The sequence below is a fragment of the Ruegeria sp. BHSA163 genome (assembly GCF_059613365.1).
In genome coordinates this window covers 34252-47391 of record NZ_JBXWSJ010000037.1, presented here as the reverse complement: position 1 = coordinate 47391, position 13140 = coordinate 34252, and the positions used below count along the sequence as shown (strand labels likewise).

Sequence of the window (13140 nt, the reverse complement as noted above, 5' to 3'; positions counted from 1 at the left end):
GGATTACGGCTGGGTCGCAAACCCGAGAAATTCTCTTCACTCAGTATCAGCCCGCGTCTTGCGCCAAGGTCCAATGTGCACAACAGCTTGCGCATTTGATTGCCGAAAGCAGTTAGAGCGTCATGGGTTCCATAGATTGAAAAATGCGTTGCGGCGTCCGCCAGCCCTGTCTTGCGTGTGCGAAAAGGCAGAACCAGCGCGTACTGCGGCCAGATAAGTTCCCGGTTTTCAAACAAAAAGGATTGGGCTGCTGTCGTTCCGGTTTTGTGAAAACCCAGGTGCAGCATAACCCGGCGCATCAAAGCAATCCTTCGGGTGGATCGGCAACAATTCGGCCTTTTTCAAGATCGACGGTTGGAACCGCTTCGCGGGTGAATGGCAGCAAGACGGTTGAGTTCAGGCCTGGCCCATGAAGTTCCAAAAGGTCAGCCGCGCCGTGGTTCTGAACGGATTTCACGCTGCCCAGCAATGTCCCGCCAGTGTCATAGACGTCAAGACCGATCAGGTCAGTGTGATAAAATTCGTCATCTGGCAACGACGGCAACTGATCACGACGCGCATACAATCGCAGGCCCTTCAGCTCGTCCGCCTGCTCTTTTGTTTCGATTCCGCCCAATCGAGCAGCAAAGCCGTTCTTGATCTGCCGTGTCAGCACAAGCGGGTAGCGTTCGTTGCCAGTGTCATTGGTCAGAGGTGAATAAACCTCGATATCCTCGGGAACCGCGCAAAAGCTTTTTAGCCTAACCTCACCCCGCACGCCGTAAGAGCCTGTGATGCTGCCTACGCAGACCAGATCACTCATCTGCGTCCTCCTTCGCATAAATTCGCCACAACGCGACCGCCGGCGTCAAGACATCTGTCTGTGTGTGCGTTACGCTCAAACAAAACTCCGGCAACGAAAGCAATGCAAAGTAATAAAGGCAATCTTATAAGTCCGAACATATGTCCTCAGCGTATTTCGATCAGCATCGCATCGCGCCGCCGCTCCCAGCCTGAGCGTTCCAGTTCAGGTTGGTCTGAGACCATTTGCGGCCGGCCAATGCAGTAATATCCCACCAAAGACCAAATGTCGGGGACGTCAAGGTCCTGTTTCAACTGTTCGGGATCCAGGATGGACACCCAACCCATCCCTAACCCCTCGGCGCGCAGGGCAAGCCAGAAAAGTGTTATTGCAGACACTACGGAATACCGCCGTGTCTCAGGCATTGTAGCGGCACCCAAACCCATTCCTTTTGTGGTAGAGTCGTCGCAAAAGACTGCCAATTGCACAGGGGCTTCCTGCATGCCGGACAATTTGAGGCGGCTATAGCTCAAGGCTTTTTCACCGGAGTAGCCCGCAAGTGCCTGCTCGTTCGCCGCCTGAAAATTCTTAAGTGCGGCAGAGCGGGCGTCTTCACTATCGACACGGATCAAGCGCCAGGGTTCGCTCAATCCCACGGAAGGCGCCCTTAGAAATGCGTCGAGGCAGCGCGTGAGCACTGCCTCGTCAATTGGATCGGTGCGAAATCGGCGCACGTCACGACGAAGCCGCATCAACAGATCAAACTGCATGCGGAACTCATCGGTGAATGCGTGATCCTGCACGCTATCGTTCCGATTATTCTTCTGCTGCGGCCACTTCTTCTTCAGCGGGCGCTTCCGCAGCTTCAGTGGCTTCAGCAGCTTTCGAAGCTTTCTCTTCTGCACGTTCCTGAGCTTTCTTGCCAGGGGTGCCTTTTTGCGGGTTGTTACGCTCCGCTTTCTCACGCGTCCCGGCTGCTTCGAGCATACGTGCGATCCGGTCGGTTGGTTGCGCACCCTGATCCAGCCAGTATTGGATGCGCTCCATGTTCATTTTCACGCGCTCTTCGCTGTCTTTCGGCAGCAGCGGGTTGTAGGTGCCCAGTTTCTCGATAAAACGACCGTCGCGCGGCATACGGCTGTCGGCCGCTACGATGCGGTAGAAAGGACGTTTTTTCGAGCCGCCGCGGGCGAGACGAATTTTCATTGCCATGGTGGTATCTCCTTTGAATGGCGTGTCCGGCAAAGGCCGGTTAGTTCTGTTGTTTGCTGAACCAAAGGTTCATTCCTGTTGTTTCCTGTGGTGACGGATGACTTCCTGAATAACGAAGTTCAGGAAAGCCTTGGCGAAATCGGGATCCAATTCGGCCTCTTTAGCCATTTCTTCTAAACGTGCGATCTGAGTTGCCTCGCGCGTTGGATCGGACGGGGGAAGGTTGTGAAGTGCCTTTAACTTGCCGACGGCTTGTGTGTGTTTGAACCGCTCACCCAGCGTGTAGACAAGGATCGCATCTAGCCTATCGATGCTTTTGCGGTGCTCTTTCAAGATTGTGGCGGCCTGTGTTACAGCGTCGGTCATTGGCCATTCCTTTCGGTAGTCAATCCGGTGGTCGTAGTATCGATGTCCGGATGTCGCCAAACCTGAGCGCGTTTGCCAAGCAGCCCGCCTTCACGCTCATACGTGGCGCCAAGCCTTTCAGCCAACACGAGAGATCTATCGTTTGCATGGGCGATGTAACTTATGACCCCGTTTAGGCCCTGGTGGCGTGCCGCATAGTCGCGTCCCGATTGTGCAGCTTCGAACGCCAAGCCTTTGCCCTCGGCTTCTTCCATCAAAACCCATCCCAGCTCTGGTTCGTCCCATCCGGGTATGTCGATAATTCCCACCCACCCAACGAATTCGTTGGAGGCCTTTTCAGTCAAATGCCAGATTCCATAGCCCCTAAGCGCCCAGTGACCCAGTCGGCCCGCTAACGAGCTCCAACAACCCAGTTCATCCTTTGGACCGCCAACCATGTGGCTACGTTTCGTCGAAAAGAATGCAGTCATTGCGGGTAGATCATCCATCGAGGGTGCACGAAGGATCAGGCGCTCTGTTTCGACACTTGGAATAGCGAACGAGGTCATGCATAAGCCCCCATTCCGCCATTCACCAAATCTGCTGGTGCAGGATGTCGCCATACGTGCATGGTTCCAAACGCCGGGTGCTCATAGGTATATTCAAACTGAGCGCCCAACCTTTCGGCTACCGCCTTGCTGGCCATATTATCTGGATCAATCAGCGAAATCGCAGTTGCCCAGCCCAACACATCATAGGCATGGGCGCGAGCGGCAATGGCCGCTTCAGTGGCATAACCCTTGCCGGTTGCATGATTCATCAGGGTCCAACCAATTTCGGGCTCGGGCCAGCTGTGCGGGTACCACAATCCAACGCGACCAACATAAGCGCCCGAGTTTTTTTCCTCGACGCCCCAAAACCCGTAACCGCGCATGGCCCAGTGCCCCAAAAGCATGGCAATGGAACGCCACGTTTCGTCAGGACGTTTTGGCCCGCCAACAAACTTCGATTGTTCGCTATTAAAGAACTCTGCCTCGGCTTCAAAATCGGCCTCGCAGGGTGCTCTCATTATCAAGCGTTCAGTTTCAACAGTGGGTATGGACTCAGCGATCATCGATAGGTTTCCATCCCGCCATCGGCGTTTGTGGCAAGGTGCCGATAAACGATTGTTTCGCTGGGCGTTTCTCCCTGAGGCAAAGGTGCGTAGGCATCGCGCTTCGCACCTAGACGCCGCGCCACAGCGACGGATCCATCGTTCCCTGGTGTAATATAACTAACGAGCGTTTCGAAACCCTGCTTCCAAGCCCAGTTCAGTGCTGCGTAGGCTGCCTCGGTTACGTACCCGTGCCCTTCGAATTGATCCAACAGCATCCAGCCGATTTCGGCTTCGGGGTAATGGGCGGGTCGGTTGATTCCTACTTGGCCCACCAGCGTGCAATCTTCGGAACGTTCGATGGCCCAACTACCAAAACCAAGAAGAGACCAACTTCCAACTTCTGAGGCGATAGTCTGCCAGCTGTCTTTCAATGAGAAAGGGCCACCCATAAATCGCGAACGCTCACTACCCATCACATTGTGAAGCAAAGCAAAATCCTGCATCACGTGATGGCGCAGCTTTAAGCGCGCTGTCGTTATGGTGGGGGCTAGGTTCACTTTTTCTTTCCAAATCCGCTCAGACCCGGCGGCAGAGCCATGCCGCCGCCCATACCGGGCATGCCGGGCATCTTGCCACCCATTGCTTTGGCAGCCTGTTCCAGCGCTTTTGGGTCCATACCTGCGGCCATTTCTTCCGGCGAGGGACCGCCTTTGCCGAACATGCCTTTCATGGCCTGTTTCAGCATCTTGCCTTTGCCCATCTTGCCCATCTTCTTCATCATATCCGACATCTGACGATGCATTTTGAGCAGCTTGTTAAGGTCGCTGACCTCCATGCCCGAACCGGCGGCGATGCGCTTCTTCCGGCTAGCCTGAAGTAATTGGGGGTTAGCGCGTTCGCGTTTGGTCATCGATTGGATCAGGGCAATCTGCTGGCGCAGGATCTTGTCGTCCAGACCAGCTTGATCCATCTGCTTGGCCATCTTTCCCATGCCGGGCATCATGCCCATCATGCCCTGCATGCCGCCCATCTGGATCATCTGCTCTAGCTGCAGTTTAAGGTCATTCATGTTGAACTGACCCTTGACCATGCGCTTCATCATGCGCTCGGTCTGTTCCATCTCCATCGTTTCCTGGGCCTTTTCGACCAAGGCAACGATGTCGCCCATGCCCAGAATACGACCGGCGATCCGGTCCGGCTCGAAAGTTTCGAGCGCGTCCATTTTCTCGCCCAAACCAACAAAGCGAATAGGCTTGCCGGTGACCGCGCGCATAGACAACGCCGCGCCGCCGCGCCCGTCACCGTCCATTCGCGTAAGGACCACGCCTGAGATGCCGACCTTTGCGTCGAACTCCTCGGCGACCTCAACAGCGACCTGACCTGTCAGGCCGTCGACCACCAGCAGAGTTTCGCGAGGGTCAACTGCGTTGCGGACCTGTTCGACCTCATCCATCAGAACTTCGTCGATATGGAGGCGCCCCGCAGTGTCGAGCATGTAGACGTCGTAGCCGCCCAATGTCGCCTGCTGCTTTGCACGTTTGGCGATATCGACGGGTTTCTGGCCGGGAACTATCGGCAGAGTATCCACGCCAACTTGCGTGCCAAGCACTGCCAGCTGATCCATAGCTGCCGGGCGATAGACGTCCAACGATGCCATCAGAACCTTTTTGCCTTCTTTTTCCTTCAGGCGCTTGGCCAGCTTGCCTGTGGTCGTTGTTTTACCAGAGCCCTGGAGACCGACCATCAGGATCGGAGCAGGTGGGTTGTCGATCTTGAGCTTGCCGGGGTCTTCGTCACCGCGCAGCACGTCAACCAATGCGTCGTGCACGATTTTGACAACCTGCTGGCCGGGGGTGACCGACTTGGTCACGGCCTGTCCAGTCGCTTTGTCCTGCACCTTCTTGACGAATTCACGGGCAACCGGAAGTGAAACGTCAGCCTCAAGCAGTGCCACACGCACTTCGCGAAGGGCCGCTTTGACGTCTTCTTCGGACAGAGCGCCCTGTTTGGTCAGCCGGTCAAAGACGCCAGAAAGGCGTTCGGATAGATTTTCAAACATGCCTTCGGCCTCCTATGCCGGTTATCTGATGGCGTGCCCTACATAGGATGCGCCGGTTAAATGCACAAACGCCCCCACGGGCGAAACTCGCTGGTGGGGGGCGATCCCTGAACGGCTCAAGGGACCGGAAGGTTATTCTCTTCCGGATGTTTCGGCGGATTTAGGCGGATTGAGTGTCAGAGTCAACCACGCGCGCAGGCAGCCAGTCATTGACTGCGCTTACCATCCTGTGAGAGCCGGACCCGTTGGTAAATACCTCGACAATAGGGTGGCGGCCTGCGCTTATACCGTTGTCGAGAACTAAAACAGGACGATAAAGCGTCGAGGTTCGACCCTCACGTGTGGACGTGGTGCTTTCCAGTTCAGCATGGGATAGGTTGGACAGCTTGTGCTCGACAGCCTGATAGCCAAAAACAGACTGACGGCGAATTAAGACACTGTCCTTGTTGCGGTCCAGTATTACCTGCACGCGTCGGACAAATACGCAAAAGGCACCAAAACCTAGTCCGCCGCCGCCAAGGGCGAAAATCAAGCCGAACCAGATATTCTCGCCACCGGTACTCATTAGTAAAATGCCGGGACCGACAAATGCCATAATGAAAATGATCAACATGATCCCGATGAACCATGGTGTGTCAGCAAGAATTAGTTGATCCGGTGTGTTTCGCCTGATTTTCATAGTTGCATGCTAGCACTGAACCCAACAGTTGTCCCACAGTTGAAATTCCCCAGGATATAAGCCATGAGCACCTGATATCAGGAGGTTCTCATGGATGCATCGTCTGACTTTCAGGATACATTGCCGCTTAGTTCTGACTCCTTGTTGGCGCAGATGGACGACTGGGGTCTGACTTATCGTCTGCATACACACATGCCACTGCGCACGGTCGAGGACGCCAAGTCTGTTGAAGACCAGTTTGTGGTATCTGGCGAAAATACTCTGTGTCTTAAGAACCTTTATCTGCGTGACAGAAAAAAGCGAAACTATCTGGTCTCACTGGAGCAGAGCCGACAGATCGACCTTAAGCAGTTGGGAAATCAGCTTGGGGTTGGCGGTCTGTCGTTTGGGTCGCCAGAGCGACTTTTGCAACACCTTGGCATCCGCCCCGGTGCAGTCAGCCCGCTGGCAATGATTAACGGGGTAAAAAGCAACGTGTTCTTTCTGATGGATGCGACGGCCCAACGAGCGGACGTCATCAACATGCATCCGCTTGTAAATGATCGAACCGTTGCAATGCCTCGTCCGGATTTGATGGCTTTTTTTGACCGAGTCGGCTGCGAGGTCACATGGTTGCCCTGATCAATCCTCCAGTGCCCGTTTCAGCGCCGCCGAGACATGAGCAGCAGATGGATTGACGAACAAATGACCGTTTGATTTGAAGACGGGATCATCCAAATGGTCAGGGAACGCGAGTGGCAATTCCGTACAGGCTAATAGAATAGCTGTGCCGGGTTTGGCGTGGCGGTTGCAGAATTGTAGCAGACGTGTTCGGGCTTTTTTTGAGGCACCGCCATAAAAGTCTTCGTCGATCATCTCTTGCATCTCAGAAATCTCGGCCTCGTGTAACCGTTCATTTGCTTTGATGCCTTTTGCCGAAAGGTGCTGTGCATAGTTGTCGGCTTGCATGGTCACCGTTGTTCCAAGCACCAAAGCGTTCGCAGCCCCTGTCTTAGCCGTCGTCTCTGCAGTCGCATCGAATATACTGAGGATATCAATCGAGACACCTTCGCGGATTGCGTGCAATCTGGCGTGCGGAGTGTTTGACGCGATAATAGCAAAGTCGCACCCAGAACGCTCCAGCGAAAACATGGCATTGCGAAAAACGGCATCGAACGCGGCCCAGCTATCTTCATCGCCAGGTTCGCCTCGTAAAGCACGAGTTTCGGACTGAGTTACCGACTCGATTGTCATCGGGGGTACGGGCAGGGGAGAGGAGTACCCACGTTCAGTGTAGTAACGTCCTGCACCCTCAGCGATGCCCCGATAATAGTCCACGGTTGACGCCCAGCCCACACCGCCCAGAATTCCAATCTTTTTCATGCTAAAAGTCCAATCAGCAATCACCTTGATGGCTGCAGATTGGACGTTTCATACGGCAAAAACCAGACTGAGATTATGCAGCCAGCGACGACACAGCTTGATGAGCATTCTTAAGAGCCGATTGCGCATCCAATGCCATCTGATCCGCAGCTACGACGTCGACATTGCTGATGCCCATGAAGCCAAGCACATGGCGCGCATAGTCGGTGGCAAAATCAATTTCCGATCCGACCGCAGTTCCACCGGATGCGATCGCAAGAACAACCCGCTTTCCCTGCAATAAACCGACAGGGCCGTTTTCGGTGTATTTGAAAGTCAGGCCAACACGGGCGACAAGATCAATCCACGCCTTAAGAGCGGCCGGGATCGAAAAGTTATAAATGGGTAAGCCGATTACAATCGCGTCCGCCTGCTGCAATTCACGTACCAACTCGTCCGATATTGACAACAGATCTCGTTGTACAGCGTCTCGCTGATCTGCTGGCGTGAAGTTGGCGGTTATCCATTCCTCGGTCAAAAGGGGTAAAGGCGTAGCCAGATCGCGACGGATAATGCGAGCGGGATCAAGGTGTTTCACCACGCGACCGGACAGGTCACGAGAGGTCGAGTCTTTGCGTCGTGGCGATGCATCAATGTGAAGGACGGTCTTGGTCATATCGGCTGCTCCTTGCAGGGTGATGTAAATTCCGTTCCCAATATGATTGTTGCGTTTTCGAACAAAACACGGATATACCAACAGGTATTGTTGGTATTTGCACATAGGAATATTTGCAATGGACAATTGGGATGAAGTGAGAACTGCCTATCAGGTGGCTCGGATGGGTACTGTCAGCGGCGCGGCCGAAGTCCTGGGCGTACACCATGCGACCGTCATCCGTCACATCGATGCCATCGAGTCCCGTCTTGGTGTAAAACTGTTTCAACGCCACGCACGCGGCTACACTCCGACCGATGCGGGAGAGGACCTTTTGCGGGTAGCTCAAGCAACTGAAGATCAGTTCAACCAACTTGTCGGGCGAATGAAAGGGCGTGGTGACGATGTGTCAGGGGAACTTGTGGTGACCTCGCTGGCCTCGCTTGCTCCACTTATCGTCCCGACGCTGACTGAGTTTCAGCAGATGCATCCTGATCTGATCGTGCGTTACCTGACTGGGGATCGGCTGTTTCGGCTGGAATATGGTGAAGCACACGTAGCCATACGTGCAGGCGCAGTCCCGGATCAGCCGGATAATGTGGTGCAGCCCTTTGGTGCTTTGGAAATCGGTTTGTATGCCAGCAAGTCTTATATCTCCAGTCGCGGCAAACCGGCGAGCGTCGAGGATTTTGCCAACCACCTGTTCGTTGGCAGCGATGACGAAGAAAGCCGAGCACCTTTTTCCAAATGGTTGCGTGAAAACGCCCCGACTGAAGCCATCATCTTCCGATGCACCAATAATCTTGCCATTCGCGAGGCTGTGAAGGCTGGCGCGGGGATCGGCTTCATGGCGCGCTGGGAGGCGGCGCGCCTGCCGGATCTTGTCGAGGTGATGGAACCGTTGCCAGAGTGGTCGGGAAGTTTGTGGCTGGTGACGCATGTTGACCTGCACCGCACGAACAAAGTGCAGACCTTTCTGACATTCCTGAAGGAGGCAGCCAAAAAATGGAGGCCCTAACCCCTCAGGGGCGCGGGCACGTTGCGATGTTGGCATTTTCTGCACTTGTTGCGGGAAGCTTTTCGCTGGGATCCATGATTGCAAATGAAATCGCGCCTGCGGCATTGACTGCGATGCGTTTTGCGATTGCCGCAGGTATCATCGGGGTTGCTGCACTGCTGACAACTGGTTTGTCTTCCGGTTCGGCACAGGCGCCTTGGCGGTATTTCGTGCTAGGCGGCTTATTCGCTACCTATTTCGTTCTGATGTTTTACGGCCTCAAGACGGCGCCTTCGGTAAGCGCGGCCGCGGTATTCACGTTAACTCCGATAATGTCGGCCTTTGCGGGATGGTTTTTGCTGCGACAAATAACGACACCACGCATGGCGTTCGCGTTAACCGTCGGGGCTTTTGGCGCGCTATGGGTGATATTCAGGGCCGACTGGAAATCGTTTCAAGCCTTTGAAATAGGTATTGGGGAACTCATCTATTTTTGCGGCTGTGCGGCGCATGCGGTTTACACCCCCATGGTTCGAAAGTTGAACCGGGGTGAGCCTGCCGTTGTTTTTACTTTTGGAACATTGATGGCCGGATGTCTGCTGCTTGTGATTTATGGCTGGCGGGATATTGTCTCCACCAATTGGTTGACCTTACCGGTTATGGTATGGAGCGGCCTTTTGTACCTTTCAGTCTTTGCCACAGCCGCCAGCTTTGTTTTGGTGCAGTTTGCCGCCATGCGCTTACCGTCCGCAAAGGTGATGGCCTACACCTATTTGGTGCCGAGCTGGGTAATTCTGTGGGAGGTCGCCCTGGGCAATGGCACGCCACCCGGGTTGATCATTGTGGGCGTTCTATTGACGGTCGTGGCGTTGCTACTGCTGCTTAAAGACGAGGCGCCCAGCCCTACATCAAAACAAAGCGTCTTAGATTGATCATTGCTTTCTCTTAAGGTTCCGACGCATCCTGTCCAACGGTAATAGCAAGGCCGGTATCCAATTTGGAAAGCGCGAACATGAACCGATTTTTCTCTATCAGCATTTTGTGTGTTTTGGGCGCTTGCGCTCCGGATAGCCAAAGCAGTGTGGACATTACCGATCTACAAGCAAGCTGCGAGGCTCTGGTTTCTGCGCAAACTGGGGTGAACGCTCGTGACGTCGCGGCCATTTCGACAAAATCCCTGCCGACTGGGTCCGTGACCACCGTTTCAGTTGCCGGAGCCGCTGCACCTTGGCTGTGTGAGGCCGGACCAACAGGCGTTGTATTCGGTGTTGAATACAGCGAGGAAGGTTGAAACTCCCTCGCGGCGTCAATGCGCTGAATACCTTTGAGGCAGATCAAAGCTTTCCCCAAGCCTCCCGCCTATCATTGCGATGAGTAGGAGGAGTAATCAATGTTCGAACACATAATGTTCCCCGTTGATCTGCATATGCCGCCAGAAGTCTACAAGGCCGCCAAAGTCGCGACCGAAGTGGCTAAATGGCAAAACGCTAAGATAACGTTGGTCAGCGTTACCGGTACGCAACCCGGTGATGTAACACAATCGGAGTCGTCGATCACCGCGGATCTTGCTGCTCTGGCCGAGAAATTATCTGAGCAAAGTGGTTCAGAAGTGGACACACTCAATATTCACTCGGTTGATGTGGCAATTGAAGTTGACGGTGATCTAAGACGCGCAGCAGAAGATATGGGCGCGGATTTGATCGTTGTCGGTACGCACGCGCCGCGTATCACGGATCATATTTTCTCGAGCCACGCTGGATACTTGGCAAAGCACGCTAAAATGTCGGTGTTTGTCGTGAGGTAAAGCCTGTTCAGGTTTCTTCTGCGTTGGGAATCTCGATTTCCAAAAACCGCTCAAATGCATCCAGGTTGACAGGTTCGAATTGACCGAAACCCTGCATCCAAACTGACGCAGACCTCAGGGCGTCGGGTTCCAGCTTGCACCATTTCACGCGGCCACGCTTTTCTTGTGAAATCAGGCCGGCTTTGGTCAAAATCACCAAATGTTTTGAGATGGCTGCCAGCGACATCTCAAATGGCTCGGCGACGTCCGTAACGGCCATGTCATCCTCCAGCAGCATCGCCAGAATAGTACGGCGGGTGGGGTCGGCAAGGGCCGAAAAAACGATGTCCAAAGGTTCATTCATACGTCAGTTTTAGTCGCTTACGTTCAAAGCGAAAAGGGCCTCGTAGCATTGGAAGTTTGTCAGTACGTGCAGAAAGCGCAGGGTTCTGACTTCGCTGAAAGTATTGGGGCAATCCCACGTCACGCGCCCTGAGTTCCGCATTGGGCTGTTTGACTAAACCGTTTCCTTGCGTGCATGCGCATTTAGTTGAACAATCAACCAAAAGGTTGAATATGCGCATTTCTTTATTTGGTTACAATCAAAGCATTCCTTTCAAATCTGGGCTGAAGATCGCTGGGCGATTAATTTATTAATATCAATTAGTTAACTTGAATTTTTTAGCGACATCTAGGCCGTTGACTCTGCGCCCTAAGCCCCTTAGCACAATGCGCAAGACTGTGCGAGGGAAACGCCCGTGACCGACGATGACCAAAAGCAGCGTATGGCGCGGCTTGAGGCCAAGATCGAGGCGGCCAAAAAGGCCAGGGAACCGGCCCCACGCGCAGACGCGGACGTGTCCGGAGGCGAGCTTGCCTGGAGGATGGTCATTGAAATGGTATCCGGTCTAGGGATCGGATTCGGCATCGGATATGGGCTGGATAGCCTGTTCGGGACGATCCCGATATTTCTGGTGCTGTTCACATTGCTGGGCCTTGTCGCCGGGGTAAAGGTTATGCTCCGCAGCGCCAAAGAGGTTCAAGATAAACAAGCGGCGGCCGAGGCAGCCGTAAAGGACGAGAGGGACTGAACGTGGCGACCGAGACCACCGAAGCAGAAGGCAGCAGCCTGGTTTTCCATCCGATGGATCAGTTCATCGTCAAGCCGCTTTTCGGCGATGGCGGAATTGCGTGGTACACGCCCACCAACGTGACACTTTGGTTGTTCTTGGCCATTGCTGCTGTATTTGGCTTATTGGTTTTGAGTACCTCGAAGCGAGCCATCGTTCCAACGCGGATGCAGTCAGTGGCCGAACTCGCCTATGGCTTTATCTACAAGATGCTGGAAGACATTTGCGGCAAGGAGGGCGTCAAGTACTTCCCCTATGTGATGACTCTGTTCATGTTCATCGTCTGCGCGAACTTCTTGGGTATGTTACCCATGTCCTTTACCACCACATCACATTTCGCCGTAACAATCCCTCTCGCACTGGCCGTGTTCCTGACTGTGACCGTTCTAGGTTTCGTCAAGAACGGTGCCGCGTTTCTGGGGTTGTTCTGGGTATCCAGCGCACCCATGGCGCTGCGCCCGGTTCTTGCGATCATCGAGCTGATATCGTACTTTGTGCGCCCCGTCAGCCACTCCATTCGTCTTGCTGGTAACGTCATGGCAGGCCACGCCGTCATCAAGGTTTTCGCAGGTTTTGCTGCGATCGCCGCGATCTCGCCCGTATCCGTTCTGGCGATTACCGCAATGTATGGTCTTGAGGTTCTTGTGTCCTTTATCCAGGCCTACGTTTTCACCATTCTGACCTGTGTTTATCTAAAAGATGCACTGCATCCTTCTCACTAAGGTCTGATAACCCAACATCGAAACTTCCAATTCGTAAGGAGAAACATCATGGAAGGCGATCTCGCACACATCGGCGCAGGCCTGGCAGCAATCGGTTCCGGCGCAGCCGCAATCGGGGTGGGCAACGTTGCAGGAAACTTCCTGTCTGGCGCCCTGCGCAACCCTTCGGCGGCTGCATCGCAGACCGCAACCCTCTTTATCGGTATCGCGTTCGCAGAAGCGTTGGGAATCTTCGCATTCCTTGTCTCGCTGCTGCTGATGTTCGCCGTCTAATCTGCGGAACCTGATCCTTACGCGCAGGTGGGCTCAAGCCATAGCGGCCCACCTGTTGTAAAGACAA

Annotated in this window: 20 protein-coding genes and 1 pseudogene; 8 read left to right on the top strand and 13 right to left on the bottom strand. The window is 54.2% G+C overall.

Annotation, left to right across the window (positions count from 1 at the left end; translation table 11 throughout):
• The 10 genes and pseudogenes from AC2FNV_RS16560 to AC2FNV_RS16515 all read right to left on the bottom strand — a co-directional run.
• A pseudogene (locus AC2FNV_RS16560) lies at nt 1–299 on the bottom strand (hypothetical protein); the annotation flags it as partial.
• Nucleotides 299–802: a ribosome maturation factor RimM gene (gene rimM / locus AC2FNV_RS16555; protein ID WP_170608460.1), complete on the bottom strand. Its 504-nt coding sequence runs from the start codon at nt 800–802 to the stop codon at nt 299–301. The gene rimM and the pseudogene AC2FNV_RS16560, both read right to left, overlap by 1 nt.
• A 146-nt stretch (nt 803–948) precedes the next feature.
• Entirely contained in the window at nt 949–1584 is a 636-nt protein-coding gene (gene bluB, locus AC2FNV_RS16550; protein ID WP_170608458.1) for a 5,6-dimethylbenzimidazole synthase, read from the bottom strand.
• Nucleotides 1585–1597: 13 nt separating this feature from the next.
• The gene (gene rpsP / locus AC2FNV_RS16545; protein ID WP_170476791.1) at nt 1598–1993 is read right to left on the bottom strand and encodes a 30S ribosomal protein S16; all 396 of its coding nucleotides are present in this window, start codon (nt 1991–1993) and stop codon (nt 1598–1600) included.
• Nucleotides 1994–2062: 69 nt separating this feature from the next.
• Nucleotides 2063–2359: a chorismate mutase gene (locus AC2FNV_RS16540; protein ID WP_170476793.1), complete on the bottom strand. Its 297-nt coding sequence runs from the start codon at nt 2357–2359 to the stop codon at nt 2063–2065.
• A complete protein-coding gene (locus AC2FNV_RS16535; protein WP_170608456.1) occupies nt 2356–2907 on the bottom strand; it encodes a GNAT family N-acetyltransferase in 552 nt (183 codons plus the stop codon). Before AC2FNV_RS16535 ends, AC2FNV_RS16540 begins: the two co-directional genes overlap by 4 nt.
• Nucleotides 2904–3452, bottom strand: a complete 549-nt coding sequence (locus AC2FNV_RS16530) for a GNAT family N-acetyltransferase (protein ID WP_170476796.1) — start codon at nt 3450–3452, stop codon at nt 2904–2906. The genes AC2FNV_RS16535 and AC2FNV_RS16530 overlap by 4 nt, the downstream gene beginning before the upstream one ends.
• Nucleotides 3449–3991 (bottom strand): GNAT family N-acetyltransferase, encoded by a 543-nt coding sequence (locus tag AC2FNV_RS16525; protein WP_170608454.1) that lies wholly within the window; start codon nt 3989–3991, stop codon nt 3449–3451. Before AC2FNV_RS16525 ends, AC2FNV_RS16530 begins: the two co-directional genes overlap by 4 nt.
• Nucleotides 3988–5493, bottom strand: coding sequence for a signal recognition particle protein (gene ffh, locus AC2FNV_RS16520; RefSeq protein ID WP_170608452.1), 1506 nt, complete (start codon nt 5491–5493; stop codon nt 3988–3990). The genes AC2FNV_RS16525 and ffh overlap by 4 nt, the downstream gene beginning before the upstream one ends.
• 160 nt (nt 5494–5653) lie before the next feature.
• Nucleotides 5654–6172 (bottom strand): hypothetical protein, encoded by a 519-nt coding sequence (locus AC2FNV_RS16515; protein ID WP_170608450.1) that lies wholly within the window; start codon nt 6170–6172, stop codon nt 5654–5656.
• A gap of 90 nt (nt 6173–6262) precedes the next feature.
• Here AC2FNV_RS16515 and AC2FNV_RS16510 point away from each other — a divergent pair, with 90 nt between their 5' ends.
• Complete coding sequence (locus AC2FNV_RS16510) at nt 6263–6793, top strand: prolyl-tRNA synthetase associated domain-containing protein (RefSeq protein WP_170608448.1); 531 nt, start codon at nt 6263–6265, stop codon at nt 6791–6793.
• Here the strand turns inward: AC2FNV_RS16510 and AC2FNV_RS16505 are convergent, their stop codons facing one another.
• Entirely contained in the window at nt 6794–7534 is a 741-nt protein-coding gene (locus tag AC2FNV_RS16505) for an aspartate/glutamate racemase family protein (protein ID WP_170608446.1), read from the bottom strand.
• A 73-nt stretch (nt 7535–7607) separates the two neighbouring features.
• Complete coding sequence (locus tag AC2FNV_RS16500) at nt 7608–8189, bottom strand: FMN-dependent NADH-azoreductase (protein ID WP_170476807.1); 582 nt, start codon at nt 8187–8189, stop codon at nt 7608–7610.
• Nucleotides 8190–8307: 118 nt separating this feature from the next.
• Between AC2FNV_RS16500 and AC2FNV_RS16495 the strand changes: the two genes are divergently transcribed.
• From AC2FNV_RS16495 to AC2FNV_RS16480, 4 genes are all read left to right on the top strand, one after another.
• A complete protein-coding gene (locus AC2FNV_RS16495; RefSeq protein ID WP_170608444.1) occupies nt 8308–9186 on the top strand; it encodes a LysR family transcriptional regulator in 879 nt (292 codons plus the stop codon).
• A complete protein-coding gene (locus AC2FNV_RS16490) occupies nt 9174–10097 on the top strand; it encodes a DMT family transporter (RefSeq protein WP_496773900.1) in 924 nt (307 codons plus the stop codon). Before AC2FNV_RS16495 ends, AC2FNV_RS16490 begins: the two co-directional genes overlap by 13 nt.
• 80 nt (nt 10098–10177) lie before the next feature.
• Nucleotides 10178–10456 (top strand): hypothetical protein, encoded by a 279-nt coding sequence (locus AC2FNV_RS16485; RefSeq protein WP_170608443.1) that lies wholly within the window; start codon nt 10178–10180, stop codon nt 10454–10456.
• A gap of 99 nt (nt 10457–10555) precedes the next feature.
• Entirely contained in the window at nt 10556–10969 is a 414-nt protein-coding gene (locus tag AC2FNV_RS16480; protein WP_170476814.1) for a universal stress protein, read from the top strand.
• Between the two features lie 7 nt (nt 10970–10976).
• Here the strand turns inward: AC2FNV_RS16480 and AC2FNV_RS16475 are convergent, their stop codons facing one another.
• Nucleotides 10977–11312, bottom strand: a complete 336-nt coding sequence (locus AC2FNV_RS16475) for an ArsR/SmtB family transcription factor (RefSeq protein WP_170476816.1) — start codon at nt 11310–11312, stop codon at nt 10977–10979.
• 394 nt (nt 11313–11706) lie between these two features.
• On the opposite strand from AC2FNV_RS16475, the gene AC2FNV_RS16470 reads away from it, so the two are divergent.
• From AC2FNV_RS16470 to AC2FNV_RS16460, 3 genes are read left to right on the top strand one after another with little or no spacing between them, the layout of a single operon-like run.
• Nucleotides 11707–12039, top strand: a complete 333-nt coding sequence (locus AC2FNV_RS16470) for an AtpZ/AtpI family protein (RefSeq protein ID WP_170608441.1) — start codon at nt 11707–11709, stop codon at nt 12037–12039.
• Nucleotides 12040–12041: 2 nt separating this feature from the next.
• Nucleotides 12042–12800 carry a F0F1 ATP synthase subunit A gene (locus AC2FNV_RS16465; RefSeq protein WP_170476819.1) on the top strand — a complete coding sequence of 253 codons (759 nt, stop codon included), beginning with the start codon at nt 12042–12044 and terminating at the stop codon, nt 12798–12800.
• Between the two features lie 48 nt (nt 12801–12848).
• Nucleotides 12849–13073 (top strand): F0F1 ATP synthase subunit C, encoded by a 225-nt coding sequence (locus AC2FNV_RS16460; protein WP_008755373.1) that lies wholly within the window; start codon nt 12849–12851, stop codon nt 13071–13073.
• Nucleotides 13074–13140 lie beyond the last annotated feature (67 nt).